The organism is Streptomyces sp. NPDC044033 (assembly GCF_056434425.1).
Genome location: NZ_JBWKFF010000010.1, coordinates 116,450 through 140,598 on the forward strand (window position 1 = coordinate 116,450; position 24,149 = coordinate 140,598).

Sequence of the window (24,149 nt, forward strand, 5' to 3'; positions counted from 1 at the left end):
CCGCCGGGGCCGCCGATGCGCGGGAACTGCGAGGTGTCGCCGGGACCGTTCGCGGGCTGGCCCGGCTGCGGGAACTGGCCCGTGTCGCCGCGTCCGTCACGGCCGGGCTGTGCGAACTCGCCCGTGTCGTTGCGCGCGCCCTGGTTGGGCTGTGCGTACTCGCCGGTGTCGCCGGGGCCGCCGATGCGCGGGAACTGCGAGGTGTCGCCGGGACCGTTCGCGGGCTGGCCCGGCTGCGGGAACTGGCCCGTGTCGCCGCGTCCGCCCTGGCCCGGCTGTGCGAACTGGCCCGTGTCGCCGCGTCCGCCCTGGTTCGGCTGCGGGAACTGGCCGGTGTCACCGGGTCCGCCCTGGTTCGGCTGTGCGAACTGGCCGGTGTCGCCCGGCCCACCGCGCCCGGGACGGGTGAACTCGCCCGTGTCGCCGGGGCCGCCGCGGCCTGCCAACGGCGCGCCCGCGCCGTCGGTGCCGCCCGGAGCGCGGTTGCCCGGGCGGGCGAAAGCGGACGGGGAGTCCACGTCCTCATGGCCGCGCGGGCTGTCCTGCCCACCGCGCGGGGAGCCGTCCTCGGTGAGAGGCCAGTCGTCCATGGGGGCCGCGCCGGAGCGCTGGCCGCTGTCGCTGCCCCAGCTCGTGGCGGGCTGCCGGGGGCCGCGGCCGGCGAGGTCCTCGGAGGGGCCGCCGGGCAGCTCGCCCGCGGGGCCGCGGGGCGGGAGCTGCGGCCGGCGGGCGCGGTCGCCCGAGGCGGGTGCGCCGGTCGGCGGGGCGACGGAGGGGCCCGGTCCCTTGCCACGCGGCTGTATCGCCGGGCGGCCGTCGGGACGGGTGCTCGTACGGTCCACGCCGGTGGCGCGCGGGGCGCCGTTGTCGAAGAGGCTGGCACCGCCCGACGGGGGCGCGGCCGGGGCGAGGCCCGCGCCGACGGGGCGGGTCGGCAGACCGCTCTCGGTGGTGCTGGGACGGACGGGCTGGTCGCCGGGGCCGGCACCCTGACCGGGCTGACCGCCCTGACCGGGCTGACCGGGCCTGCCCGGTTGGCCGCCTTGGCCGACCGGTCCGCCCTTGCCCGGCAGCGCCGGACGCGGTCCCGGGCCCGGGACCTGACGGCGGGGCGGCGCGGAGTCGACGAGGCCGGGGGCGGCGTTGCCGCCGATGCCGGGGGTGGACGCGCCGGGCGCGTTGCTCGGTACGGGCTTCTTGCCGCCCTGGGCGACGTCGACCGGCAGCATGACCAGCGCGGTGGTGCCGCCCGAGTCGGAGGGGCGCAGCTGGATGCGGATGCCGTGGCGCAGGGAGAGGCGGCCGACCACGAAGAGGCCCATGCGCCGGGAGACGGACACGTCCACCGTCGGCGGGCTGGCGAGCCGCTCGTTGATCGCGGCGAGGTCTTCGGGGGAGAGCCCGATGCCCGTGTCGTGGATCTCGACGAGCACCCGCCCGTCGGGCAGCGCGTGACCGGTGACCTTGACCTTGGTCTGCGGGGACGAGAACGACGTCGCGTTCTCCAGCAGCTCGGCGAGGAGGTGCACGAGGTCGTTGACGACCCGGCCCGCGACCTCGGTCGGCGGCACCCCGCTGAGTTCGATGCGCTCGTACTGCTCCACCTCGGACGCGGCGGCGCGCAGCACGTCGACGAGGGGGACGGGCCGGGTCCAGCGGCGGCCCGGCTCCTCGCCCGCGAGGACGAGGAGGTTTTCGCCGTTCCGGCGCATACGGGTCGCGAGGTGGTCCAGCTTGAAGAGCGAGGAGAGCTGGTCCGGGTCGGCCTCGCGGCTCTCCAGCTCGGAGATGAGCGAGAGCTGACGCTGGATGAGGCCCTGGCTGCGGCGCGAGAGGTTGGTGAACATCGCGTTGACGTTGCCGCGCAGCATGGCCTGCTCGGAGGCGAGGCGGACGGCCTCGCGGTGCACGTCGTCGAAGGCCGCGGCCACCTTGCCGATCTCGTCCCGGCTGTGCACGCCGACGGACTCGACGGAGGTGTCCACGTCCTGCGGGTCGATCTCGGAGAGCTGCTTGACCAGCTCGGGCAGCCGCTCCTGGGCGACCGTCTGCGCGGTGTCCTGGAGCCGGCGCAGCGAGCGCACCATGGAGCGCGCCACGACGAACGCGCCGACCAGTGAGATGCCCAGCACCAGCACGATCAGCGCACTGTTGAGGATCGCGTCCTGCTGGGCGTCGGCGCGCAGCTCGCGCGCCTTCTGGTCCATCTGCGTCAGCAGCGTCTGCTCGATCTTGGACATCTCTTCGAGCCGGACGCTGTCCTGGTCGTACCAGTCCTGGTACGACGTCTTCTCGGACTTGACGCCGTCCTTCTTGCCGAGCCACCGCTCCGCGTTGGTCCTCGCGGAGGTGATCTCGGTCTGGCCGCCGTTGATCGCCCGCATCAGCTCACGGGAGTCGCTGGCGCGGATCGCGGTGAAGCGGGTGAGCGCCTCGTCCTCGCTGCCCAGCGCCGACTCGCCGTACTGGCGGTCGTTCTCGGAGAGGTGCGGGCCCTTGGGGTTGGCGAGCGCGGCGCTGATCACGGCGCGCTGGATGGACGCGTACTCCTTGGCGGAGGAGAAGGTGGCGAGCGCACGCGTGCTGGTGATCATCTCGGGGTTGCTGGTCGCCTGCGCCATGTCCTGGGAGAGCGACAGCAGGGAGGTGATCAGCGTGTCGTAGTTGCCGACGGTCCGGGAGATGTACTCCTTGTCGTCGTACGCGTACCCGCGGATCTCCTTGATCTTGCCGAGCTGCTTGGAGATCTCGACGATCGTGTTCCGGACGCCGACCATCGACGGGTCTTCGGGCTTGATGGTGCCCGTGGCGTGCTTGAACGCCGCGACCGCGCGGTCGGTCTGCTGCCGGGGGTCGATGACCCCCTGGTCGTCCTTCTTCTCCCCGTTGGTCAGCGGGCCCGCCGACTTGTCCCGCTCCTGCTGGAGCGCGCCGGCGAGCCGGGTGGCCTGCTGCGTCATCTCGGTGAGCAGCTTCATGTGGTCGAGCTGGTCGATCTTCTCCAGCGAGTCCTGGATACGCAGCGCGCCCAGGGTCGTCGCGGCGACCACGGGGAGGGCCAGCAGGGAGACCAGTCGGGTACTGATGCGCCAGTTGCGCAGGGCAACGCGCGGGCCGGGGCCGGTCGGCTTCTTCGCCTTCGGCCGCTCCGGCTGCTCGCCGCCACTCGACGCGTCGGCAGCCGCACCGGCAGCTCCGCGGTCGGTCGAACCGCGTGGCTCCGGCTCCGCCGCGGCGTTGCCATCTCTCTTGAAACGTCCCTGCACTAGCGTCGCAACCTCTGGACCAGGCGTCCCTCCGCGAGCGGCGGAACGGTGTCGAGTCGTGGGGGACCGCGCGGCCCCCATGGCGGTCGTGAGTTCCGGCGCGCTACCCCTCATTCCGACCGCCGCTGTCGGCGCTGTTCTGCGCCCATCGCGCGCCGGATGATTCGTACGGCGGTCCGTGGAATTCCAGCACAGTGCAGGATCTCCAACAAGAGCGGCAGTCGTGAGGGCGATGTGAGTAACGCTATGTGCGGGCCATGTCACGAGATGTGCAAAGTCGCGTCCGTGATTTCGGACTTATGGGTACGAGTCGCTCGCGGGTCGTGCGTGTCCCGGTAGCGGTGATCGAGAGCGGAACGTCTGGTTCGGTGGTGCAATGTCCGTTTCGTGGCGATGGAAGAGCTGTCGCTTATGGGGCTTTTGTCATAGACCTCGTGAGGAAACTCACATGCCCGACGTGACTTTCCTCGCGGATCAGTGGGGATAGGGGTGCCTAGCCTTGTCGTTTACACAGGCAACGGAAACGACAAACGCGAGGCGGCCCCGAGTGAAGAAGACGATGATTTTCCGGAACATAGCCAATCCGCGCCGCACCACCCTCGCGCACCTGAAGGACGCCGAGGAGCTGCTGACGCCGGCGGCGGAAGCGCCGGAGCACTCCGCCGAGCTGCCCGCGCAGACGGCCAACCCGCGCCGCACCACGCTGATGAACGCGCCCGAGAACTGACGGCGGGAACCGACGGCGGAAGACGGACCGGCGCCGCGGCCGGGACGGACACCAGCGCCCCTCCGCCGAGAAGTGGCCGAACCCCCGCCGCGCCCCGCGTTAGCCTGGACCATCAGTCTCCGGCCAGCGGATTCAACGCAGTGAAAGTGAAGGGGTAGCGGCTTCCCGTGCGCATCGCCAGGTTCTCCATCGACGGCAACGTCGCCTTCGGCGTCGTAGAAGGAGATGTCGAAGAAGCCAAGGCTGGGACCGCCGAAGGCGGCCCGGTCCTCGACATCATCAAGGGACACCCCTTCGCCGAGTTCGAACGCTCCGGTCACAAGGTCCCGCTGAGCAAGGTCCGGCTGCTGCCGCCCGTACTCCCCAACAAGGTCGTCGCGTTCGGCCGCAACTACTCCGAGCACGCGGCCGAGCTGGGCAACGCCGTCCCCGACGAGCCCTTCGCCTTCTTCAAGCCGTCCACCTCGGTGATCGGCCCCGGCGACCCCATCGCGTACCCCTCCTTCTCCGAGGAGGTGCACCACGAGGCCGAGCTGGCCGTCGTCATCGGCCGCATGTGCCGCGAGGTGCCGCGGGAGCGCGTCAAGGACGTCATCCTCGGCTACACCTGCGCCAACGACATCACCGCGCGTGATGTCCAGAAGCGCGAGAAGCAGTGGGCCCGGGCCAAGGGCTTCGACACCTCCTGCCCGCTGGGTCCGTGGGTGGAGACCGAGCTGGATCCGACGGACCTCGGGATCATGTGCACCGTCAACGGCGAACAGCGCCAGCTGGGCCGCACGGGCGAGATGATCCACTCCATCGAGGACCTGATCGTGAACATCACCGAGGCGATGACACTGCTCCCCGGCGACGTCGTCCTCACCGGCACCCCGGCGGGTGTCGGACCCATCGGCGTCGGCGACGAGGTCGCCGTCACCATCGAAGGCATCGGCACTCTCACCAATAAGGTGATCAAGCGTGGTTAGCGCAACCCCCTCTTCCGTGCGTGTTCGTTTCTGCCCCTCGCCGACCGGCAACCCCCACGTGGGCCTGGTCCGCACCGCCCTCTTCAACTGGGCGTTCGCGCGCCACCACCAGGGCACCCTGGTCTTCCGCATCGAGGACACCGACGCGGCCCGCGACTCCGAGGAGTCGTACGAGCAGCTGCTCGGCGCGATGCGCTGGCTGGGCTTCGACTGGGACGAGGGCCCCGAGGTCGGCGGCCCCCACGAGCCGTACCGGCAGTCGCAGCGGATGGACATCTACCGCGACGTCGCGCAGCGGCTCAAGGACGCCGGCCACGCCTACGACTGCTACTGCACCACCGAGGAGCTCGACGCGCGCCGCGAGGCGGCCCGCGCCGCCGGCAAGCCGTCCGGCTACGACGGCACGTGCCGCGAGCTGAGCGCCGAGCAGAAGGCCGCGTACGAGGCCGAGGGCCGCAGCCACATCGTCCGCTTCCGGATGCCGGACGAGACGATCACCTTCACGGACCTGGTCCGCGGCGAGCTGACCTTCACCCCGGAGAACGTGCCGGACTACGGGATCGTACGGGCCAACGGCGCACCCCTCTACACCCTCGTCAACCCGGTCGACGACGCGCTGATGGAGATCACGCACGTGCTGCGCGGCGAGGACCTGCTGTCCTCGACCCCGCGCCAGGTCGCGCTCTACAAGGCGCTGACCGAGCTGGGCATCGCGAAGACGACGCCGGAGTTCGGGCACCTCCCGTACGTGATGGGCGAGGGCAACAAGAAGCTCTCCAAGCGCGACCCGCAGGCGTCCCTGAATCTCTACCGCGAGCGCGGCTTCCTGCCGGAGGGGCTGCTCAACTACCTCTCGCTGCTCGGCTGGTCCTTCTCCGCCGACCAGGACGTCTTCTCGATCGAGGAGATGGTCGCGAAGTTCGAGATCGAGGACGTCAACGCCAATCCGGCCCGCTTCGACCTCAAGAAGGCCGAGGCGATCAACGCCGACCACATCCGGCAGCTGGACCCGGCGGCCTTCGCCGCGGCCTGCGCCCCGTGGCTGGAGGCCCCGCACGCCAACTGGGCGCCCGAGGACTTCGACCAGGCCGCCTGGGAGGCCATCGCCCCGTACGCGCAGACGCGGGTCACGGTCCTGTCCGACATCACCGCCAACGTCGACTTCCTCTTCCGGGACGCCCCCGCCGAGGACGAGGCGTCCTGGAACAAGGCGATGAAGGAAGGCTCCGACGCCCTGCTGCGCACGGCCCGCGCCAAGCTCGCCGACGCCGACTGGAGCAGCGCGGACGCGCTCAAGGAGGCCGTCCTGGCCGCCGGCGAGGAGCATGGCCTCAAGCTCGGCAAGGCCCAGGCGCCGGTCCGCGTAGCGGTCACCGGCCGCACCGTCGGCCTCCCCCTCTTCGAGTCCCTCCAGATCCTCGGCCGCGACCGCACGCTGCCGCGCATCGACGCGGCGCTGGCCAAGCTGACGGCCTGACCTCACGCCCATAGGTACGGGCCCGGAAGCCGCACACCGGTTTCCGGGCCCGTACGCGTATGGGGTGTCAGGGTCAGAGGGCCACCAGGCCGATGACGTTGATCACGACGTAAGGGATGAAGCCGCCTTTGAAGGTGGCTGACCAACTGTTGTCCCGATTGTTCATCGCGAGCGGGTTGAATGAATTGCGGCTGAGTCGCTTCTCCAACTCATCCAGCGAGGCCCGCTGCGGGGTGGCCAGGACCGTCTTGCGCCGAGCCGCCCGATCCGCGTACCTGATCGCATACGCACTCACGGACACCTCCCCGCGTCGATGGGGTTGTTGTCGGCGTCGTAGGCGTCGCCCTCCGCGTCCCGGAAGACCATGCCCTCGGTGTCCCCCTCCGCCATACGCTTGACGGTCTGTTCCACATGGTCCAGATACCCGGGAGTGGCGCAGGCGCAGGCAAAGGGAAACCACCTGTCCAGGACATCGTCCAGCGCCGCCTGGTCGAAGTCAGCGGCCGCACTGAGACACTCCTGCTCGAACCCCTGCAACCAGTCGGGTCGCCGCTGGAGCGCCGTACGGATGGCTTCCGGAGTTCTCTCGCAGGAGCCCGGGTCGACTTCGCGGGTCATGTCGGCGACCTCCGGTGGGTGAGGGACGGGGGGACGAGCGTGCCCACCGTAGAGGGGTGCGGCCACCGATCGCATCCGGGACGCGCGTTGCGACGAGCGCGGGCCGACCGGTGAGCACCCGTGACCGCGCTTGCCCGGTCGCTCACTCAACGCGACCATCCACATCCGTGACGAGAGCCGGCCACACGAGACTGCCCACACTGCCCGGTCGCAGGGAGATCAGCTGGGCGGCGCGTTCGGGCCTCCGTACGGACATCCGGAACCCGGCGCCCGCAGCGGTGACGTCTGCACTTCCGTCCTCGTACGCGAGCCCCCAGGCGGCGACATGGGCGTCACGCTCGCCGTCTGCGGCGGCGTACTCCTCGACCACGGCGAAGAGGCGGGGAGCGGTGGCGGTTACCAGGGCGTGGATCTCCTGGTCGAAGCCGTCGGGGGGATCGGGGAGGGGCGGGCGTGAGGATACGGTGGGCATGGCAAGTCTCCTCTCTGTCACGGGAGTTACTGTGTTAGAACGATACGCAGAAACGTATAGATCTATGCTTTAACTTGGGGAAGTTATACGCAGTTCGCTCGTGTGGGGGACACGTGAGTTCTCTGTGCGAGCGCAGAAGGGAGAAGTTGTGGCAGCCATCGGTCCGCCCACGCAGCGACAGCGTCGCCTGGGGGTCGAGCTGCGCAAACTGCGCGAACGAGCCGGTTTGAGCTCGACGGCGGGAGCCGCACACATCGGCGTACAACAGGCCCGCATGAGCATGATCGAGGCCGGAAGGCATGGGGTCAGTGCCGACCGTGTACGAGCGTTGGCAAGCGCCTACAGCTGTGATGACAACGCCTTGGTCGAGGCCCTGGCAGCCATGACCGGGCGCCGCAGTCGCAGCTGGTGGGACGAGTATCGCGAGCTACTGCCGGCCGCTTTGGTGGAGGTTGCTGAGCTTGAGGCAGGTGCCGCTTCGCTGAACGTGGGTGTGGTGGTGACCATGCCGGGGCTGATTCAGACCGTCGATCACGCCCGTGCCGCATTCCGCCAGAGCGTTCCGGCGCTGCGCCCACACGAGATCGAGCACCGAGTGTCGTTCCGCGTCAAGCGTCAGGCGGTCCTCTTCGGTCAACCGCTGATGTCGTATGTGGCGATCGTGCACGAGGCCGCCTTGCGTATGCGCGCCGGTACGCCCGAGATCATGCGTGATCAGCTCCGACACTTGGTCGAGATGAGTGAACGCGAGAACATCAAAGTCCTCGTTGTGCCCTTTGACCAGGTGGATTTCCCCGCTTCGGGTCAGCCGATCAGCTATGCGTGGGGGCCGGTTCGGCAGCTGGACACAGTCCTTCTGGACTCCGATCACGGATGTGAGTTTCTGGACGCCGAGGCGCAGTTGGGGCGCTATCGGTCGGTCCTTGAACGGATGGAGTCATGTGCTCTCCCCGCAGGCAAGAGCCGTGACTTCATACATCGCGTGGCCAAGGAGCTCTGAGGGGGCGAAAGTGATCACCTATGCCTGGCAGAAGTCCTCGTACAGCACAGAGGGAGCCAACTGCGTCAATATCGCGGCGGCTCCGGACGGAACGGTCTGTCTCCGGGAGAGCGACGCCCCCGATGTGGTCCTGTCCATGGCCTCGGTTGGTCTGCGAGGGCTTTTCGCCGCGATCAAGGGCGACCGGCTGGGCAGTCCGCCCCGGTAATTGGCGTCACCTTGCCGAGGATGACCTGTGAGTATGCGTGGGGCGGGTCCGCAGTCGGACACCGTTCTTCTGGACTCCGATCACGGGTGCGATCTCCTGGATGCCGAAGCGCGGCTGGCCAGGTACCGGTGTGTTCTGGACCGTATGGAGGCGTGCGCTCTCTCCAGCGGTAGGAGTCGCGACTTCATCCGACGAGCCGTGCGGAACACCTAACGAGGAGCCGAGATGAACAGCTTTGGCTGGCAGAAGTCTTCCTACAGCAATCAGGGAGCCAACTGCGTCAATGTCGCAGCCGCTCCGGACGGCACGGTCCGTCTCCGGGAGAGCGACGCTCCCGATGCGGTCCTGTCCATAGCGCTGGGTGGTCTGCGAGGGCTGCTCGCCGCGATCAAGGGTGACCGGCTGGGCAGTCCGCCCCGGTAACCGGGGTCACCTTGCCGAGGATGGCGCCAGGGAAGCCCCGAAGTGGGGGATGGCCGCACTGACGCGGGCGCCGCCCCCCCCAAGCCGTCCAGTCATCGGTAGCGTCGGCCGTATGCCGATCCGCGCTGTTCTCTGGGATATCGACGACACCATCTTCGACTACGCCACGGCCGACCGCACCGGAGCGCTGGAGCATCTGCGGGCTGAGGGGCTGCTGGGTGCGGGTGTGGCGGAGGAGGTGGCGCTCGGGCGGTGGCGGGAGGTCACGGAGTTTCACTGGGCGCGGTTCGCGGCCAGGGAAGTGGATTTTCAGGGGCAGCGCAGGGGGCGGGTGCGGTCGTTTCTGGGGGAGGGGGCCAGTGATGCCGAGGCGGATGCGTGGTTCGCGCGTTATATGCGGCATTACGAGGCCGCCTGGGCGCTGTTTCCGGACGCCGTTCCCGCGATCGACGGGCTCACCCCCGGATATCGGCACGGGGTGCTGTCGAATTCCAGCGCCTTCAATCAAGACCGCAAACTGCGCGTGCTCGGGGTGCGCGAACGGTTCGAGGTGCTGGTCTGCGCCGCCGAGCTGGGTGTCAGCAAGCCGGAGGCCGGCGCGTTCCGCGCGGCGTGCGAGGCGCTCGGGCTGCCGCCCGGCGAGGTCGCGCACGTCGGGGACAAGATCGACATCGATGCGTGCGGGGCACGGGACGCCGGGCTCACCGGCATCTGGCTGGATCGCGGTGGTGTTCCCGGCGATGCCCCCGGCGGGCTGCCGGCGGGGGTGACCGGGGTGCATCGGATCACCGGCCTCGACCAGCTCTCCTGTCTGCTGCGGGGCGATACCCGTTTTGGAGCGTCGACGCCGATCGGGTAATGTTCTTCCTGCGCCGCCCGAGCGGGCCGAGAGGCCGGAGCGGACAGCGCAAGCCAAGCAAGGCCCTTCAAGGGGTTGTGTTTTGGTGGGCTATGGTGTAATTGGCAGCACGAGGGTTTCTGGTTCCCTTAGTCTAGGTTCGAGTCCTGGTAGCCCAGCAAGAGATCATCATTACGGGGTCTCTTGTATTCTGCAGTGCGAGCCCCCGTTGTGTAGCGGCCTAGCACGCCGCCCTCTCAAGGCGGTAGCGCCGGTTCGAATCCGGTCGGGGGTACAGATCCTTTCTCTCCGTCGCCTCCGGGTCGCTCCCGGATGCGACGACGCAAGGATCGCTAGGGCCCCCGTTGTGTAGCGGCCTAGCACGCCGCCCTCTCAAGGCGGTAGCGCCGGTTCGAATCCGGTCGGGGGTACTGGTCTATACCATGGGCTATGGTGTAATTGGCAGCACGAGGGTTTCTGGTTCCCTTAGTCTAGGTTCGAGTCCTGGTAGCCCAGCTTCGGATCGTCGAAATCGGACATCTGAAAACACGCAGACGCGAGTCTGTACGCTAGCCCCCGTTGTGTAGCGGCCTAGCACGCCGCCCTCTCAAGGCGGTAGCGCCGGTTCGAATCCGGTCGGGGGTACGCAATTGAGACGCCCTCCGCGTAAGCGGGGGGCTTTTCCATGCGCACCTTCCGCTGCGCGTGTGCCGGGCTCGATAATCCAGGCATGGCCCAAGCCGACGGTGCGCGTCGCAAGGTTCCGGTGGGAAAGCTGCGCCCGGGCGACCACGCCTGCCTGCTCTTCGCCTCGGAGGAGGAGCGGGTCTCCGTCCTGCGGGGCTTCCTGGTCGGCGGGTTGCGGGCCGCCCACAAGATCCTCTATCTGGCCGGCAGCGACGGGCCGTACAGCGCCAGCGAACTGATGAGGCGTCACCAGATCGCGGAGGCCGCGATGGGCGCCAACGGTCAGGTCGAGATCGTCGACATCACCCAACTCTGTCTTGGCGACGGCCTCTTGGACCCCGACGCGACACTTGTCCGGCTGCGCGCCGCCTGCGACCGCGCCCGTTCCCAGGGCTACCGCACGCTGCGCATCGCGGGCGACCCGGGCGGCGCGCCCTACGAGGCGTACGACCGCGGGCGGCTGCTGCGCTACGAGGCGCTGCTGGCCGAGGAGTTCCGGACCAGGGACATGCTCACCGTGTGCCAGTACGACCTGAGCCGCTGCGACGAAGAGGCCGCGGACGCCGTCGAGTCGGCCCACCCCTGGAGCGTCGAAGTGGATCCCCTCGTACAGACCGCCGAGTTGGTCGTCGTGCGTACGTACCGTCCGCCGGGGCTGCGCATCGAGGGTGTGGTGGACGCCGCCGCGCACCGGCACGTCAGGGAAGCCCTGCAGACGATCGCCGCCGTGCGGGGCGACGTCCGGCTGGAGATGTCGCGGGTGGAGTTCCTCGACCTCGAAGGGCTGCGGCTGCTGATGGCGTTCGCCCGCGCCCGCGCCGCGCGCCACTACAGCGTGGAGCTGACGGGGCTGCTGCCGCACCTGCTCCAGGTCATCACGCTCATCGGCTGGGACCGCACCCCCGGCCTGCGGCTGGCGGCGGCCCATGCCTACTGACCTCCCCGCGTCCGACGGCTTCGCCCACCACGCCTGCCTCTACGGCTCGGACGACGAATTCCTGGCGATGGCGGTACCGTTCGCCGAGCGGGGGCTGGCGGTGGGGGAGCCGGTGCTGGCCGCGACCACGGCCGCCAACATCACCGCGCTGCGGGCCGCGCTCGGCGGGCGGGCGTACGCGCTGGACACCGCCGAGACCGCCTTCTTCGGCCGCCGCCCGGTGGAGCGGGTCTCCGCCTTCCTGCGGTACCACGCGCGCCGCGCGGTGCCGGGCCGCCGGATGCGGATGATCGCCGAGCCCGTGTGGAGCGGGAAGTCCGCCTACCAGGTCGCCGAGTGGCAGCGGATGGAGGCCGGGCTCAATGTGCTGCTGGCCGACCTGCCGGTGTGGATGATCTGCCCGTACGACACGCGGGCCGTGCCGGACCGGGTGGCGACGGCCGCCCGGGCCACCCATCCGGGGCTGGTGGACGGCGCGCGGCTGCTGCCGTGCGCCGATTACGCCGCGCCCGACGAGTACGCGGTGGCCGTCGCGCCCGATCTGCCGTCCCCGCCGGCCGGCGCGGTGGGGCTCGGCCCGACCGCCGACGCCTCCGCCGTCCGCCGCTTCGCGCGCGAACGCGCCGCGGCGGCCGGGCTGTCCGGCCCCCGGCTCTCGCTCGCCGAACTCTCCGTCCACGAGGCGGCTAGCTATCTGCTGGCCGCCCCGGGGGCCCGCGTCTCGGTCCGGATATGGGCGGAACCGGGCGTCCTGGCCTGCGAACTGCTCCGGCGCGCGGCGGGCGGCGGGCCGCCGCCGGTCTTCGCCGGCTTCCACCCGCCCGGCGCCGCCCCGGACGCCGCGGACGGCCTCTGGCTCGCGCGCAGCCTGTGCGAGTACATGGAGATCCGCGGCGACGGCCCGTGGGCGCGCATCGCCCTGCACATCGCGGGCCCGCGCGACGCCGAGCGTCTGTGACGGCGGCGGCGCGGGTCGTAGGGGCGGCGCGGGGCGTATGTACGGCGCGGGGCGTACGGGCGGCGCTGGGCGTACGTACGGTACGTACCGAGCGGGCCGCGCAACCCGTACGGGCACGCGGCCGCGGTACGGACCGCCGTCCCCTCACCCCGTGCGGCGAAGTGCCTCGCTGAGCCGCGCCGCCGCGTCGATGACGGCCTGGGCGTGCATCCGGCCCGGGTGGCGGGTCAGGCGCTCGATGGGGCCGGACACCGAGACGGCGGCGACCACGCGGTTGGACGGGCCCCGGACGGGCGCGGAGACCGACGCGACGCCCGGCTCGCGCTCGCCGATGGACTGGGCCCAGCCCCGGCGGCGTACGCCCGAGAGCGCGGTCGCCGTGAAGCGCGCGCCCTGGAGCCCGCGGTGGAGCCGCTCGGGCTCCTCCCAGGCCATGAGCACCTGGGCCGCCGAGCCCGCCTTCATCGGCAGCGTCGAGCCGACCGGCACCGTGTCCCGCAGCCCCGAGAGCCGCTCCGCGGCCGCCACGCAGATCCGCATCTCGCCCTGCCGGCGGTAGAGCTGGGCGCTCTCGCCCGTCACGTCCCGCAGGTGGGTGAGGACCGGACCGGCCGTGGCCAGCAACCGGTCCTCGCCCGCCGCCGCGGAGAGTTCGCTCAGCCGCGGGCCGAGGATGAACCGGCCCTGCATGTCCCTGGCCACCATCCGGTGGTGCTCAAGGGCCACCGCGAGGCGGTGCGCCGTGGGGCGCGCGAGCCCGGTGGCCGCGACCAGTCCGGCAAGAGTGGCCGGGCCCGACTCCAGAGCGCTCAATACCAGAGCCGCCTTGTCGAGAACGCCGACGCCGCTAGAGTTGTCCATGAAACGATACTCGCGTCTCACACTGTGAAACGCAAGTTCAATTTTCTCCGAGAAGCGCCAACCTGAACGGCACCACCCCGCAGACATACGAGTTGGGTCGGCAGCGACGCCGGCCGGAGGGACAGCGATGGGACGGACACTGGCGGAGAAGGTATGGGACGACCACGTCGTCACGCGCGCCGAGGGCGAGCCCGACCTCCTCTTCATCGATCTCCACCTGCTGCACGAGGTGACCAGCCCGCAGGCGTTCGACGGCCTCCGCAAGGCCGGCCGCACGGTCCGCCGCCTGGACCTCACCATCGCGACAGAGGACCACAACACCCCCACGCTCGACATCGACAAGCCGATCGCGGACCCCGTCTCCCGCGCCCAGTTGGAGACGCTGCGCAAGAACTGCGCGGAGTTCGGCGTGCGGCTGCACCCGCTCGGCGACGTCGAGCAGGGCGTGGTCCATGTGGTGGGCCCCCAGCTCGGCCTCACTCAGCCCGGCACCACCGTGGTCTGCGGCGACAGCCACACCTCCACGCACGGCGCGTTCGGCGCGCTCGCGTTCGGCATCGGCACCAGCCAGGTCGAGCATGTGCTGGCCACCCAGACGCTGCCGCTGGCGCCCTTCAGGACCATGGCGATCACCGTCGAGGGCGAGCTGGCCGACGACGTCACCGCCAAGGACCTGATCCTCGCCGTCATCGCCCGCATCGGCACGGGCGGCGGCCAGGGCTACGTCATCGAGTACCGCGGCCCGGCCATCGAGAAGCTCTCGATGGAGTCCCGGATGACCATCTGCAACATGTCGATCGAGGCGGGCGCCCGGGCCGGCATGATCGCCCCGGACGCGACCACCTTCGACTACCTGAAGGGCCGGGCGCACGCCCCGCGGGGCGCCGACTGGGACGCGGCGGTCGAATACTGGAGGACGCTGCGCACGGACGACGACGCGGTCTTCGACCACGAGGTGGTCATCGACGCCGCCGAACTCGCGCCGTTCGTCACCTGGGGGACCAACCCCGGCCAGGGCGCGCCGCTGTCGGCCCGGGTCCCCGACCCCGGTTCGTACGAAGACGCTTCGGAGCGGTTCGCCGCCGAAAAGGCCCTGGAATACATGGGGTTGACGGCGGGTCAGGCGCTGCGCGACATCACCGTGGACACCGTCTTCGTAGGTTCATGCACCAACGGCCGGATCGAGGACCTGCGCGCCGCGGCCGCCGTCATGGACGGCCGCCGGGTCGCCGACGGCGTCCGCATGCTGGTCGTGCCGGGCTCCGTACGGGTCTCGCTGGAGGCCGTGGCGGAGGGGCTGGACAAGGTGTTCACCGCGGCCGGGGCCGAATGGCGGCACGCCGGGTGCTCGATGTGCCTGGGCATGAACCCGGACCAGCTCGCCCCCGGCGAGCGCTCCGCGTCCACCTCCAACCGCAACTTCGAGGGCAGGCAGGGCAAGGGCGGACGCACCCATCTGGTCTCCCCGCAGGTCGCCGCCGCCACCGCGGTGCTCGGCCATCTGGCCTCGCCCGCGGACCTGTCCGACGCCCCGACTCTCGTGGAGGCCTGAGCGCCATGGAAGCTTTCACCACGCACACCGGCCGGGCCGTGCCGCTGCGCCGCAGCAACGTGGACACCGACCAGATCATTCCCGCGCACTGGCTGAAGAAGGTCACCCGGGACGGCTTCGAGGACGGGCTCTTCGAGGCGTGGCGCAAGGACCCGGAGTTCGTGCTCAACCGGCCCGAGCGGGCGGGCGCCTCGGTTCTGGTGGCCGGATCCGACTTCGGCACCGGCTCCTCCCGCGAACACGCCGTATGGGCGCTCCAGAACTACGGCTTCCAGGCGGTCGTCTCCGCCCGCTTCGCCGACATCTTCCGCGGCAACTCGCTGAAGAACGGTCTGCTGACCGTCGTGCTCCCGCAGGAGACGGTCGAGAAGCTGTGGAAGCTCACCGAGGAGGACCCCACGGCGGAGGTCACCGTGGACCTCGTCACCCGCCAGGTGAGGGCCGAAGGCATCACGGCTGATTTTGCGCTTGACGAGAACGCACGTTGGAGGCTGCTGGAAGGGCTGGACGACATCAGCCTGACCCTCCGGCAGGACGCCGAAATCGCGGCGTATGAAGGGAAGCGGCCCGTTTTCAAGCCCTCCACGACCCTCGTCTGAGGCTCCTGCCAAGACCCCGATTTCCGCTGTTCGTCTGGTGTTTGACATGATGCGCCCCCTGTCTTCGGACAGGGGGCGCATCGGTTTGTTGAGGCCCCGTGAAGCGACAACTCGCCTCAGATGGCACAATCGGTGCATGGAACGCGACAGCCAACTCAAGCTCTACGGGCTCGTTGCCGACCAACTAAAGGAAGCGCACACAAGGGTGCGCACACTGCAAGTCCCGGAGGGCGTACGGATGGCGCTGTCCCGGAAGCTGCTGGCCATCACGGCTGCGGCGAAGCACGATCTCTCAGGCGCGGCAAAGCGTCTGGACCGGTTGATGAACGACCTCGACGAGGGCCGTTTCCCCCCAGAACGCGACACCGACGGAACTCCGTGATGGTCGAGTTCGTTGCGGCACAAGGGTGATTAGACCGTTTCGTGTTTGATTTGCGGTATATATCTGCCTAACGTGCGAAAAGGCTGGAACGCATTCGTTCCAGCAATGTCTCCGAAGGGGAAGACGTGAACAAGGCGCAGCTCGTTGAAGCGATTGCCGACAAGGTAGGCGGCCGTCAGCAGGCCGCAGACGCTGTCGACGCGGTACTCGACGCGATCGTCCGTGCAGTTGTCTCCGGTGACCGGGTCTCGGTCACCGGCTTCGGCTCGTTCGAGAAGGTCGACCGCCCGGCCCGTTACGCCCGCAACCCGCAGACGGGTGAGCGGGTGCGGGTCAAGAAGACCTCCGTCCCCCGCTTCCGCGCGGGTCAGGGCTTCAAGGACCTGGTGAGCGGCTCGAAGAAGCTCCCGAAGAACGACGTGGCCGTCAAGAAGGCCCCCAAGGGCAGCCTCTCGGGCGGATCTTCCACCCGCACGACCGCCAAGGCCGCGGCCAAGAAGGCCACCGCCAAGAAGGCGACGGCGAAGAAGACCACCGCGAAGAAGACCACCGCGACGCCCGCGAAGAAGACCACGGCGACCGCCAAGAAGGCGGCGACCAAGGCCACCACCGCGAAGAAGGCGGCGCCCGCCAAGAAGGCCACGGCCACCAAGGCCGCCGCCAAGAAGGCCACGCCGGCGAAGAAGGCGGCGACGGTCAAGAAGGCGACCGCGAAGAAGACGGCGCCCGCCAAGAAGGCCACGGCCACCAAGGCCCCGGCGCGCAAGACCACCGCGCGCAAGACCACCGCCAAGAAGGCCACTGCCAAGAAGAAGTAAGGGCGGCGACAGCAAAGAGCGTCCCGCGCCGGGCCGGGCTCCCTCCGGGGAGACCGGCCCGCGGCGTGCGCTCGACACGCCCGAAAGCGCCCGGGAACGCCCGGCCGAACGGCTCAGAGGGTTCAGAAGGTCTGGAGGGTCACCAACGTCACCCGGCGCTCGGCGGCCGGGGCCTTTTCGGAGCCCTTTTCCGGGGCCTCTTCCGGGTCCCGACCCTCTTCCGGGGGCGCGATCTCGATCCGCACCCGCTGCCCCGGACGCAGCAGCCGCAGCCCTCCCGCGTCGAACGCCGCCGCGTCGAACGGCAGCGGCGTGCCGTCGTCCAGGAGAACGCTCCCGCTGCGGGTCTCGAAGTCGTATGTGTACGCGGTCGCCTGCATAGGACAAAGCTTAGAGCCCGGGTCCGACAGAGCGCGCCCGCACGCCCTAATCGGCTATCAGCAGGCCCGCCGCGGCCTCGGTGGTACGGGCCCCCGCGCCCAGCGCCAGCGCGGCCCGCAAATCCTGCGGCGTATCCACGTCCTGACGTACCGAATCGACTCCGTCGAGCAGGATCTCGGCAGCTCCGGACGCCCGGTGCCGCGCCCGGGAGAGACCTTCGAAAGCCGGTGCCAGCATCACTCCGGGAGCGGCCGAGAGCAGCGTTGTGCCGATTCCCGCGGCATCGGCGAGAAAAGCGCGCGGAAAAGCGGCGGCCGCGTTCAGTACCCGGGTCAGCTCATCCGGCCGCAAAGCGGGGAGATCCGCGTTGAGCGTCACGACCCCGGATTCCGGGGCCCATGCCCGTACGGCGTCCGCGCCGTGGGCGAGCGCCGCGTTCAGGCCGCCGCCCGGTGGCTCCGGTACGATCCGCGCGCCGAGGTCCGCCAGCCGCTGTCCGGCCAGCTGATCATCCGTGACGACCACCACACCGGCCACCGGCCGCGCCGCCAGCGCGGCCGCCACCGTGTCGAGGGCGAACGCGAGCGCGAGAGCGGGCCGCAGGCCGTCCCCCCTTGCTCCAGCGGCCCCGGAGAGGCGGCTTTTGGCCTGCGCCAAGGATTTCAGCGGCACCACAACGGTCCAGACCACACCCGCTCCGTCTCTTCGCATCGCCCTCATTGTCACCTGCTGCCGCAGTCGCCCGGAGGGCGCGGGGTTACCGTGTTCTCGACAGACCGGGTACCTGGGGCGACACTTGTGCGGCCCCCGGGATCGCAGCAGACCCGATCCATCCCAGGTCCAAAGAGAAGGGTGTCCGAGTGTCCCGCCACAGAATCGGCTTCTGGTACCGCTTTACGGCGGTGTTGGCGAAACCGCCGCTTGTGGTTCTGTTCAAGCGGGACTGGCGCGGAATGGAGCACATTCCCGCGGACGGCGGATTTATCACCGCGGTCAACCACAACTCGTATCTGGACCCGCTGTCCTATGCGCACTTCCAGTACAACACCGGCCGCGTACCGCGCTTCCTCGCCAAGTCCGGACTCTTCAAGACGACCTTCGTGGGAACGCTGCTGCGCGGCACCGGCCAGATTCCGGTCTACCGCCAGTCGACCGACGCCGCCGTCGCCTTCCGCGCCGCCGTCCAGGCCATCGAGAGCGGCGAATGCGTGGCCTTCTACCCCGAGGGCACGCTGACCCGCGACCCCGACCTGTGGCCCATGCAGGGCAAGACCGGGGCCGCCCGCGTCGCGCTGCTGACCAAGGCGCCCGTCATCCCCGTGGCGCAATGGGGCGCCCACGCGGCCATGCCGCCGTACGCCAAGGAGAAGAAGCTCCGGCTCTTCCCCCGCAAGACGCTCAAGGTGCTGGCCGGCCCGCCCGTCGACCTCTCCGAGTACTACGGGCAGGACCCGACCGCCGAGGTGCTCCGCCGGGCCACCGACACCATCATGGCCGCCATCACCGAACTCCTCGCCGAGCTCCGCCAGGAGCCCGTGCCCGCGGAGCCGTACGACCACAAGCAGGCGCGCGCCGAAGCCCGCCGCAAGGCCCTGCACGCCAAGGAGAACGACGAGTGACGCGCTGCGCCGTATACGGCACCGGATCCTGGGGCACCGCCTTCGCGATGGTGCTCGCCGACGCGGGCTGCGAAGTGACGATGTGGGGCCGCCGCGCCGACCTCGTCGAGGCCGTCAACACCGGCCGCAGCAACCCCGACTACCTCCCCGGTGTCCGGCTCCCCGACGCCGTACGGGCCACCACCGACCCCGCGGCCGCCGCCCGCGACGCGGAGTTCACCGTCCTCGCCGTGCCCTCCCAGACGCTGCGCGAGAACCTCTCCCAGTGGTCCCCGCTGCTGGCCCCCGACACCGTCCTCGTCTCGCTGATGAAGGGCGTGGAGCTCGGCACCGCCAAGCGGATGAGCGAGGTCATCGCGGAGGTCGGCAAGGCCGCCCCGGAGCGGGTCGCGGTGCTCACCGGCCCCAACCTCGCCAAGGAGATCGCCGCCCGGCAGCCCGCCGCCGCCGTCGTCGCCTGCCCCGACGAGTCGGTCGCCCAGCGGCTCCAGGCCGCCTGCCACACCCCGTACTTCCGCCCGTACACCAACACGGACGTGGTCGGCTGCGAGCTCGGCGGCGCGGTCAAGAACGTCATCGCCCTCGCCGTGGGCATCGCCGACGGCATGGGCCTCGGCGACAACGCCAAGGCGTCCCTCATCACCCGCGGACTGGCCGAAACCACCCGGCTGGGGCTGGCGATGGGCGCCGACGCGCACACCTTCGCCGGCCTCGCGGGCATGGGCGACCTCGTCGCCACCTGCTCCTCGCCGCTCTCCCGCAACCACACCTTCGGCACCAACCTCGGCCGCGGCATGACGCTGGAGGAGACCATCGCGGTCACCAAGCAGACCGCGGAGGGCGTCAAGTCCTGCGAGTCGGTGCTGGATCTGGGCCGCCGCCACGATGTCGACATGCCGATCACCGAAACGGTCGTCGGCATCGTCCACGAGGGCAAGCCGCCGCTCGTCGCGCTCAAGGAGCTGATGTCCCGATCCGCCAAGGCGGAGCGGCACTGACGCGCGGTCTGTCAACAGGTAGTCTCGACGCGATATGAGCAGCGACAACCCTCCCCAGAGCCCTGCGCAGAGCCGGAAACCGCGCGTCGCCGTCGTCTTCGGCGGGCGCAGCTCCGAGCACGCGATCTCCGTCGTCACCGCCGGCGCCGTGCTGCGCGCCATCGACCGCACCAAGTACGACGTGCTGCCGATCGGCATCACCACGGACGGCCGTTGGGCGCTGACCGCCGACGACCCCGAGCGGATGGCGATCACCGACCGGCGGCTGCCGTCCGTCGAGCAGCTCGCCGAGTCCCAGGACGGCGCCGTGGTGCTGTCCGCCGACCCGACCTCGCGCGAGATCGTCTACACCGAACCGGGCGCCGTGCCCAAGGCGCTGGGCGACGTCGACGTCGTCTTCCCCGTGCTGCACGGCCCGTACGGCGAGGACGGCACCCTCCAGGGGCTGCTGGAGCTCGCCGGGGTGCCCTATGTCGGCTCCGGCGTCCTCGCGTCCGCCGTCGGGCAGGACAAGGAGTACATGAAGCGCGTCTTCACCTCCTTCGGGCTGGCCGTCGGTCCCTACGAGGTGATCCGGCCGCGCGAGTGGGAGAAGGACCGCGACGCCGCCCGCCGGAAGATCGCGGACTTCGCCGGCGACCACGGCTGGCCGCTGTTCATCAAGCCCGCCCGCGGCGGCTCCTCCATGGGCATCACCAAGGTCGACGGCTTCGAGGGCCTCGACGAGGCCATCGAGGAGGCCCGCCGCCACGACCCGAAGATCATCGTGGAGGCGCTGCTGCGGGGCCGCGAGATCGAGTGCGGGGTGCTGGAGTTCGAGGACGGGCCGCGCGCGAGCGTGCCCGCCGAGATCCCGCCGGTCTCCAGCCACGACTTCTACGATTTCGAGGCGAAGTACATCGACTCCTCTCCCGGTCTGGTGCCCGCGCCGCTCACCGCCGAGCAGACCGAGCGGGTCCGGGAACTGGCCGTACGGGCCTTCGACGCGGCGTCCTGCGAGGGCCTGGTGCGCGCGGACTTCTTCCTCGGCGAGGACGGCGAGTTCGTGATCAACGAGATCAACACGCTGCCCGGTTTCACGCCCATCTCGATGTACCCGCGGATGTGGCAGGAGAGCGGCGTCAGCTACCCGGAGCTGGTGGACCTGCTCGTACAGGCCGCGCTGCGCCGCACCACGGGGCTGCGCTGAACCACGGGGCCGCGGCCGCGCCGAGCGCTGTCAGATCCCCGTCGGCACGGTCCGCCGCACGGCGTCGGCGAAGTCGGTGAGCGCGCTCACGTCACCGGCTTCGCCCGTGTACTTCCGCGGGATGACGACCTCGACGGACGCCTTGCGCAGCGTCGTGGTGGCGCGGACGCCCCCGTCCTTGAGCCGCTCGGGCAGCCATGCGACGCCGTTGAGTTCCATGGCGTCCGCGCTGGGGTTGTAGTGTTCGTTGCCGGGCGTGAGGATCTTGGGCCGCGGCCCCCCGCAGCGCAGTTCGATGGCCGGATCGCCCCAGGCCGCGGTGTAATCCGAGGCAGGCACCGTCGTCCGCCGCTTCATTCCGTTCACGGCATCGGGGAGCTTCGCGTGCAACGCCCGGCAGTACCCGGCCTCCGCCGCCGACGGCGAGGGGGCGCTCACCTCCGCGGTGTCGCCGGTGAACGAGCAGCCGGCAGCGGTCAGTACGGCGACGACGGGCAGCCAGGCGCGCGGGCGGATGGAAAATCTCACCGGCCGAGCATACGGGGGGACTAGATATGGACCACCGGGCAGGTCAGTGTGCGGGTGATGCCATCCACTTGCTGGATCCTGGCGACCACCATGCGGCCGAGTTCGTCCACGGTCTCGGCCTGGGCGCGGACGATCACGTCATACGGACCGGTCACGTCCTCGGCCTGTATCACGCCTGCGATCTTCGCGATGACTTCGGCCACGGTCGACGCTTTGCCGACCTCGGTCTGGATCAGGATGTACGCCTGTACCACGGAACCTCCTGGGCGGCGACGAGGATCATGTGGGGAGAAGAGACGCCACGGTACCGCGTCGCCGCACGGCGCGGGGAGACCCGCGCGGCCTGCGCGGCGCGGGGATCAGCGGAGCACGAGTGCGAAGGGGCAACTGGATGAAGGGCACCGTGGGCGAGTTGGGGGAGTTCGGGCTCATCAGAGAGCTCACTTCGCGGCTCACCACCACCCCGGCGGTACGGCTCGGACCGGGAGACGACGCGGCGGTGGTGGCGGCCCCCGACCGGCGCGTAGTGGCCAGTACGGACCTGCTGCTGGAGGGACGGCACTTCCGCCGCGACTGGTCCACCGCCTACGACGTCGGCCGTAAGGCCGCCGCGCAGAACCTCGCGGACATCGCCGCGATGGGCGCGGTGCCCACCGCCGTCCTGCTCGGCCTCGTCGTCCCCGCCGAACTCTCCGCCACCTGGCCGACCGAGCTGATGGACGGCATCCGCGACGAATGCCAGGTCGCCGGCGCGGCCGTGGTCGGCGGCGACGTGGTGCGCGGCGAGACGATCACCGTGGCCATCACCGCCCTGGGCGACCTGCGCAACCACGAACCCGTCACCCGTTCCGGCGCCCAGCCCGGCGACGTGGTCGCCGTCACCGGCTGGCTCGGCTGGTCCGCTGCCGGGCACGCGGTGCTCTCCCGCGGCTTCCGCTCCCCGCGCGCCTTCGTCGAGGCGCACCGCAGGCCCGAACCGCCGTACCACGCGGGCCCCGCGGCCGCCGGGCTCGGCGCCACCGCCATGACCGACGTCAGCGACGGCCTCATCGCCGACCTCGGGCACATCGCCGAGTCCAGCAAGGTCCGGATCGACCTGCACACGGCCGCGATCGACGTGCCCAGCCAGATGCACGACATCGGGCAGGCCGTCGGCGTCGACCCGCTGCACTGGGTGCTCGGCGGGGGAGAGGACCACGCGATCGTGGCGACCTTCCCGCCGGACGTGAAGCTGCCCGCGCGCTGGCAGGTGATCGGCGAGGTGCTCCACCCGTCCGCGCTGCCGCAGGTGACCGTGGACGGCGCGCCCTGGGACAAGGTCGGCGGCTGGGACCACTTCGGGGACCTGGAGACGGACGAGTAGCACCGACGAGTAGATTCGCCGGTATGCCAAGCGAGACCTCCACACCGCCACGCGTGCTCACCGTCGCCGGATCGGACTCCGGCGGCGGTGCCGGCATCCAGGCCGACCTCAAGACGATGCTCGCGCTCGGCGTGCACGGCATGAGCGTGCTCACCGCCGTCACGGCGCAGAACTCGCGCGGGGTGCAGGGCGCGTGGCCGCTGCCCGCCGAGGCCGTACGGGCCCAGTTCCGCAGCGTCGTCGACGACATCGGCGCGCAGGCCGTCAAGACCGGCATGCTCGCCTCGGCGGAGCTGGTCGAGACCGTCGCCGACCTGCTCGCCGGCGTCGACGCCCCCGTGGTCGTCGACCCGGTGGGCATCTCCAAGCACGGCGACGCGCTGCTCGCCGTCACCGCGCTCGACGCCGTCCGTACGAAGCTGCTGCCGCTGGCGACCGTGGCCACCCCCAACCTGGACGAGGTGGCGCAGCTCACGGGCGTACGGGTGGCGGCCGAGGACGATCTGCGGCGGGCGGCGGACGCGGTGCTCGGCTACGGGCCCACCTGGGCGCTCATCAAGGGCGGGCACCTCGCGGGCGACGCCGTGGACCTGCTCACGGACGGCGCCGAGGAGCACTGGCTGCGATCCGAACGGCTCGACAACCGGCACACCCACGGCACCGGCTGCACGCTCGCCAGCGCCATCGCCGCCGAGCTGGCCAAGGGGCGCGCGGTCCCGGCGGCGGTGGCCGAGGCGAAGGAGTACGTCACCGGGGCGATAGCGGCCGGCTTCCCGCTGGGCGGCGGCATCGGCCCGGTGGACCACGGGTGGCGCACCCGCTGAGCGGCCTCTCGCCCGCCCGCGGGCGTACGGGGCGACCGGTCGGCCGCGGGCATGCGAAAGGCCGGTCCGTACGGGACGGACCGGCCTTTCAGGCAACCGGAGGGGGCTGCGCCACGACGTAACCGTCGGTGCGAGACCGGCTCACCCCCGCTGGTGCGGGGAGGACCGCTCGCTAGCGCGAGACCTTGCCGGCCTTGATGCACGAGGTGCAGACGTTGAGCCGCTTCGGCGTGCTCCCGACCACTGCACGCACCCGCTGGATGTTGGGGTTCCAACGGCGGGGGGTACGGCGGTGCGAGTGCGAAATAGCGTTGCCGAAGCCCGGCCCCTTGCCGCAGACGTCGCAGTTGGCAGCCACGGGTCACTCCAAAGACTTCAGATGCACTTACGGTGAATTCCCGGCACTCCGGGATCGACAAAGCGTCGATGACCGGTGGTACCAGGGGGAATGGCCTG

General features: G+C 70.4%; 29 protein-coding genes and 5 tRNA genes. 24 read left to right on the forward strand and 10 right to left on the reverse strand.

Annotated elements, in window-relative coordinates; translation table 11 throughout:
• A partial coding sequence (locus tag AC07AB_RS19370; RefSeq protein WP_478568143.1) for a nitrate- and nitrite sensing domain-containing protein occupies nucleotides 1–3,266 on the reverse strand: 3,266 nt, incomplete at its 3' end.
• Nucleotides 3,267–3,813: 547 nt separating this feature from the next.
• Here AC07AB_RS19370 and AC07AB_RS19375 point away from each other — a divergent pair.
• The 3 genes from AC07AB_RS19375 (at nucleotide 3,814) to gltX (ending at nucleotide 6,438) form a co-directional block, all read left to right on the forward strand.
• Complete coding sequence (locus tag AC07AB_RS19375) at nucleotides 3,814–3,993, forward strand: hypothetical protein (protein WP_478568146.1); 180 nt, start codon at nucleotides 3,814–3,816, stop codon at nucleotides 3,991–3,993.
• 167 nt (nucleotides 3,994–4,160) lie between these two features.
• Nucleotides 4,161–4,961 (forward strand): fumarylacetoacetate hydrolase family protein, encoded by an 801-nt coding sequence (locus AC07AB_RS19380; RefSeq protein WP_478568149.1) that lies wholly within the window; start codon nucleotides 4,161–4,163, stop codon nucleotides 4,959–4,961.
• Nucleotides 4,954–6,438 carry a glutamate--tRNA ligase gene (gltX, locus tag AC07AB_RS19385; RefSeq protein WP_478568152.1) on the forward strand — a complete coding sequence of 495 codons (1,485 nt, stop codon included), beginning with the start codon at nucleotides 4,954–4,956 and terminating at the stop codon, nucleotides 6,436–6,438. Before AC07AB_RS19380 ends, gltX begins: the two co-directional genes overlap by 8 nt.
• A gap of 73 nt (nucleotides 6,439–6,511) precedes the next feature.
• On the opposite strand, the gene AC07AB_RS19390 is transcribed toward gltX, so the two are convergent.
• The 3 genes from AC07AB_RS19390 to AC07AB_RS19400 form a co-directional block, all read right to left on the reverse strand.
• Nucleotides 6,512–6,733, reverse strand: a complete 222-nt coding sequence (locus tag AC07AB_RS19390) for a hypothetical protein (RefSeq protein ID WP_478568155.1) — start codon at nucleotides 6,731–6,733, stop codon at nucleotides 6,512–6,514.
• Nucleotides 6,730–7,056 (reverse strand): DUF6247 family protein, encoded by a 327-nt coding sequence (locus AC07AB_RS19395; protein WP_478568158.1) that lies wholly within the window; start codon nucleotides 7,054–7,056, stop codon nucleotides 6,730–6,732. The genes AC07AB_RS19390 and AC07AB_RS19395 overlap by 4 nt, the downstream gene beginning before the upstream one ends.
• A gap of 142 nt (nucleotides 7,057–7,198) precedes the next feature.
• Nucleotides 7,199–7,528 carry a hypothetical protein gene (locus AC07AB_RS19400; protein WP_478568161.1) on the reverse strand — a complete coding sequence of 110 codons (330 nt, stop codon included), beginning with the start codon at nucleotides 7,526–7,528 and terminating at the stop codon, nucleotides 7,199–7,201.
• 148 nt (nucleotides 7,529–7,676) lie between these two features.
• Here AC07AB_RS19400 and AC07AB_RS19405 point away from each other — a divergent pair, with 148 nt between their 5' ends.
• The 12 genes from AC07AB_RS19405 (at nucleotide 7,677) to AC07AB_RS19460 (ending at nucleotide 12,579) form a co-directional block, all read left to right on the forward strand.
• Nucleotides 7,677–8,528 carry a helix-turn-helix domain-containing protein gene (locus AC07AB_RS19405; RefSeq protein ID WP_478568164.1) on the forward strand — a complete coding sequence of 284 codons (852 nt, stop codon included), beginning with the start codon at nucleotides 7,677–7,679 and terminating at the stop codon, nucleotides 8,526–8,528.
• A gap of 10 nt (nucleotides 8,529–8,538) precedes the next feature.
• Nucleotides 8,539–8,736 carry a DUF397 domain-containing protein gene (locus AC07AB_RS19410; RefSeq protein WP_478568167.1) on the forward strand — a complete coding sequence of 66 codons (198 nt, stop codon included), beginning with the start codon at nucleotides 8,539–8,541 and terminating at the stop codon, nucleotides 8,734–8,736.
• A gap of 33 nt (nucleotides 8,737–8,769) precedes the next feature.
• A complete protein-coding gene (locus tag AC07AB_RS19415) occupies nucleotides 8,770–8,949 on the forward strand; it encodes a Scr1 family TA system antitoxin-like transcriptional regulator (protein WP_478568571.1) in 180 nt (59 codons plus the stop codon).
• A gap of 12 nt (nucleotides 8,950–8,961) precedes the next feature.
• A complete protein-coding gene (locus AC07AB_RS19420; RefSeq protein ID WP_478568170.1) occupies nucleotides 8,962–9,159 on the forward strand; it encodes a DUF397 domain-containing protein in 198 nt (65 codons plus the stop codon).
• Nucleotides 9,160–9,271: 112 nt separating this feature from the next.
• Nucleotides 9,272–10,018, forward strand: a complete 747-nt coding sequence (locus AC07AB_RS19425) for an HAD family hydrolase (RefSeq protein WP_478568173.1) — start codon at nucleotides 9,272–9,274, stop codon at nucleotides 10,016–10,018.
• An 86-nt stretch (nucleotides 10,019–10,104) separates the two neighbouring features.
• Nucleotides 10,105–10,176 (forward strand) — tRNA-Gln (locus AC07AB_RS19430).
• A gap of 43 nt (nucleotides 10,177–10,219) precedes the next feature.
• A tRNA-Glu gene (locus tag AC07AB_RS19435) sits at nucleotides 10,220–10,292 on the forward strand.
• Nucleotides 10,293–10,355: 63 nt separating this feature from the next.
• Nucleotides 10,356–10,428 (forward strand) — tRNA-Glu (locus AC07AB_RS19440).
• Nucleotides 10,429–10,441: 13 nt separating this feature from the next.
• Nucleotides 10,442–10,513: transfer RNA gene (locus tag AC07AB_RS19445), tRNA-Gln, on the forward strand.
• Nucleotides 10,514–10,569: 56 nt separating this feature from the next.
• A tRNA-Glu gene (locus tag AC07AB_RS19450) sits at nucleotides 10,570–10,642 on the forward strand.
• Nucleotides 10,643–10,727: 85 nt separating this feature from the next.
• Nucleotides 10,728–11,621, forward strand: a complete 894-nt coding sequence (locus AC07AB_RS19455) for an MEDS domain-containing protein (protein ID WP_478568176.1) — start codon at nucleotides 10,728–10,730, stop codon at nucleotides 11,619–11,621.
• Complete coding sequence (locus AC07AB_RS19460) at nucleotides 11,611–12,579, forward strand: anti-sigma factor RsbA family regulatory protein (protein WP_478568179.1); 969 nt, start codon at nucleotides 11,611–11,613, stop codon at nucleotides 12,577–12,579. Before AC07AB_RS19455 ends, AC07AB_RS19460 begins: the two co-directional genes overlap by 11 nt.
• Before the next feature lie 144 nt (nucleotides 12,580–12,723).
• On the opposite strand, the gene ndgR is transcribed toward AC07AB_RS19460, so the two are convergent.
• Nucleotides 12,724–13,440, reverse strand: a complete 717-nt coding sequence (gene ndgR / locus AC07AB_RS19465; RefSeq protein ID WP_478568182.1) for an IclR family transcriptional regulator NdgR — start codon at nucleotides 13,438–13,440, stop codon at nucleotides 12,724–12,726.
• A 127-nt stretch (nucleotides 13,441–13,567) separates the two neighbouring features.
• On the opposite strand from ndgR, the gene leuC reads away from it, so the two are divergent.
• From leuC to AC07AB_RS19485, 4 genes are all read left to right on the forward strand, one after another.
• On the forward strand, nucleotides 13,568–14,992 hold the full coding sequence (leuC, locus tag AC07AB_RS19470) for a 3-isopropylmalate dehydratase large subunit (protein ID WP_478568185.1): 1,425 nt from the start codon (nucleotides 13,568–13,570) through the stop codon (nucleotides 14,990–14,992).
• Nucleotides 14,993–14,997: 5 nt separating this feature from the next.
• Nucleotides 14,998–15,591, forward strand: coding sequence for a 3-isopropylmalate dehydratase small subunit (gene leuD / locus AC07AB_RS19475; protein WP_478568188.1), 594 nt, complete (start codon nucleotides 14,998–15,000; stop codon nucleotides 15,589–15,591).
• Nucleotides 15,592–15,727: 136 nt separating this feature from the next.
• Nucleotides 15,728–15,973: an SCO5555 family protein gene (locus AC07AB_RS19480; protein WP_478568191.1), complete on the forward strand. Its 246-nt coding sequence runs from the start codon at nucleotides 15,728–15,730 to the stop codon at nucleotides 15,971–15,973.
• Between the two features lie 125 nt (nucleotides 15,974–16,098).
• Nucleotides 16,099–16,791 (forward strand): HU family DNA-binding protein, encoded by a 693-nt coding sequence (locus AC07AB_RS19485; RefSeq protein WP_478568193.1) that lies wholly within the window; start codon nucleotides 16,099–16,101, stop codon nucleotides 16,789–16,791.
• A gap of 122 nt (nucleotides 16,792–16,913) precedes the next feature.
• Here the strand turns inward: AC07AB_RS19485 and AC07AB_RS19490 are convergent, their stop codons facing one another.
• Both AC07AB_RS19490 and cofC read right to left on the reverse strand, forming a co-directional pair.
• Nucleotides 16,914–17,171, reverse strand: coding sequence for a hypothetical protein (locus tag AC07AB_RS19490; RefSeq protein WP_478568196.1), 258 nt, complete (start codon nucleotides 17,169–17,171; stop codon nucleotides 16,914–16,916).
• 46 nt (nucleotides 17,172–17,217) lie between these two features.
• The gene (gene cofC, locus AC07AB_RS19495) at nucleotides 17,218–17,862 is read right to left on the reverse strand and encodes a 2-phospho-L-lactate guanylyltransferase (RefSeq protein WP_478568574.1); all 645 of its coding nucleotides are present in this window, start codon (nucleotides 17,860–17,862) and stop codon (nucleotides 17,218–17,220) included.
• 170 nt (nucleotides 17,863–18,032) lie between these two features.
• On the opposite strand from cofC, the gene AC07AB_RS19500 reads away from it, so the two are divergent.
• From AC07AB_RS19500 to AC07AB_RS19510, 3 genes are read left to right on the forward strand one after another with little or no spacing between them, the layout of a single operon-like run.
• Nucleotides 18,033–18,791 carry a lysophospholipid acyltransferase family protein gene (locus AC07AB_RS19500; RefSeq protein WP_478568199.1) on the forward strand — a complete coding sequence of 253 codons (759 nt, stop codon included), beginning with the start codon at nucleotides 18,033–18,035 and terminating at the stop codon, nucleotides 18,789–18,791.
• Nucleotides 18,788–19,789 (forward strand): NAD(P)H-dependent glycerol-3-phosphate dehydrogenase, encoded by a 1,002-nt coding sequence (locus AC07AB_RS19505; RefSeq protein ID WP_478568202.1) that lies wholly within the window; start codon nucleotides 18,788–18,790, stop codon nucleotides 19,787–19,789. The genes AC07AB_RS19500 and AC07AB_RS19505 overlap by 4 nt, the downstream gene beginning before the upstream one ends.
• A 34-nt stretch (nucleotides 19,790–19,823) precedes the next feature.
• A complete protein-coding gene (locus AC07AB_RS19510) occupies nucleotides 19,824–20,978 on the forward strand; it encodes a D-alanine--D-alanine ligase family protein (RefSeq protein WP_478568205.1) in 1,155 nt (384 codons plus the stop codon).
• Between the two features lie 30 nt (nucleotides 20,979–21,008).
• On the opposite strand, the gene AC07AB_RS19515 is transcribed toward AC07AB_RS19510, so the two are convergent.
• Both AC07AB_RS19515 and AC07AB_RS19520 read right to left on the reverse strand, forming a co-directional pair.
• On the reverse strand, nucleotides 21,009–21,506 hold the full coding sequence (locus tag AC07AB_RS19515; RefSeq protein WP_478568208.1) for a DUF3515 domain-containing protein: 498 nt from the start codon (nucleotides 21,504–21,506) through the stop codon (nucleotides 21,009–21,011).
• 20 nt (nucleotides 21,507–21,526) lie between these two features.
• Nucleotides 21,527–21,760, reverse strand: a complete 234-nt coding sequence (locus tag AC07AB_RS19520; protein WP_030884850.1) for an Lrp/AsnC family transcriptional regulator — start codon at nucleotides 21,758–21,760, stop codon at nucleotides 21,527–21,529.
• 137 nt (nucleotides 21,761–21,897) lie between these two features.
• Between AC07AB_RS19520 and AC07AB_RS19525 the strand changes: the two genes are divergently transcribed.
• Together AC07AB_RS19525 and thiD are read left to right on the forward strand one after the other, a co-directional pair.
• Nucleotides 21,898–22,869 carry a thiamine-phosphate kinase gene (locus AC07AB_RS19525; RefSeq protein ID WP_478568211.1) on the forward strand — a complete coding sequence of 324 codons (972 nt, stop codon included), beginning with the start codon at nucleotides 21,898–21,900 and terminating at the stop codon, nucleotides 22,867–22,869.
• Nucleotides 22,870–22,892: 23 nt separating this feature from the next.
• Complete coding sequence (gene thiD / locus AC07AB_RS19530; protein ID WP_478568214.1) at nucleotides 22,893–23,693, forward strand: bifunctional hydroxymethylpyrimidine kinase/phosphomethylpyrimidine kinase; 801 nt, start codon at nucleotides 22,893–22,895, stop codon at nucleotides 23,691–23,693.
• A 172-nt stretch (nucleotides 23,694–23,865) separates the two neighbouring features.
• Here thiD and rpmB read toward each other — a convergent pair whose 3' ends face one another.
• Nucleotides 23,866–24,051, reverse strand: coding sequence for a 50S ribosomal protein L28 (gene rpmB, locus AC07AB_RS19535; protein WP_078645170.1), 186 nt, complete (start codon nucleotides 24,049–24,051; stop codon nucleotides 23,866–23,868).
• Nucleotides 24,052–24,149 lie beyond the last annotated feature (98 nt).

Bases quoted from the DNA above. Each gene is read 5' to 3' on its own strand.
- AC07AB_RS19455 (WP_478568176.1), top strand. From the start codon at position 10,728: ATGGCCCAAGCCGACGGTGCGCGTCGCAAGGTTCCGGTGGGAAAGCTG.
- AC07AB_RS19420 (WP_478568170.1), top strand. From the start codon at position 8,962: ATGAACAGCTTTGGCTGGCAGAAGTCTTCCTACAGCAATCAGGGAGCC.
- AC07AB_RS19395 (WP_478568158.1), bottom strand. From the start codon at position 7,056: ATGACCCGCGAAGTCGACCCGGGCTCCTGCGAGAGAACTCCGGAAGCC.
- AC07AB_RS19415 (WP_478568571.1), top strand. From the start codon at position 8,770: ATGCGTGGGGCGGGTCCGCAGTCGGACACCGTTCTTCTGGACTCCGAT.
- leuC (WP_478568185.1), top strand. From the start codon at position 13,568: ATGGGACGGACACTGGCGGAGAAGGTATGGGACGACCACGTCGTCACG.
- AC07AB_RS19480 (WP_478568191.1), top strand. From the start codon at position 15,728: ATGGAACGCGACAGCCAACTCAAGCTCTACGGGCTCGTTGCCGACCAA.
- AC07AB_RS19460 (WP_478568179.1), top strand. From the start codon at position 11,611: ATGCCTACTGACCTCCCCGCGTCCGACGGCTTCGCCCACCACGCCTGC.
- AC07AB_RS19425 (WP_478568173.1), top strand. From the start codon at position 9,272: ATGCCGATCCGCGCTGTTCTCTGGGATATCGACGACACCATCTTCGAC.
- thiD (WP_478568214.1), top strand. From the start codon at position 22,893: ATGCCAAGCGAGACCTCCACACCGCCACGCGTGCTCACCGTCGCCGGA.
- AC07AB_RS19510 (WP_478568205.1), top strand. From the start codon at position 19,824: ATGAGCAGCGACAACCCTCCCCAGAGCCCTGCGCAGAGCCGGAAACCG.
- AC07AB_RS19400 (WP_478568161.1), bottom strand. From the start codon at position 7,528: ATGCCCACCGTATCCTCACGCCCGCCCCTCCCCGATCCCCCCGACGGC.
- ndgR (WP_478568182.1), bottom strand. From the start codon at position 13,440: ATGGACAACTCTAGCGGCGTCGGCGTTCTCGACAAGGCGGCTCTGGTA.
- AC07AB_RS19490 (WP_478568196.1), bottom strand. From the start codon at position 17,171: ATGCAGGCGACCGCGTACACATACGACTTCGAGACCCGCAGCGGGAGC.
- leuD (WP_478568188.1), top strand. From the start codon at position 14,998: ATGGAAGCTTTCACCACGCACACCGGCCGGGCCGTGCCGCTGCGCCGC.
- AC07AB_RS19525 (WP_478568211.1), top strand. From the start codon at position 21,898: ATGAAGGGCACCGTGGGCGAGTTGGGGGAGTTCGGGCTCATCAGAGAG.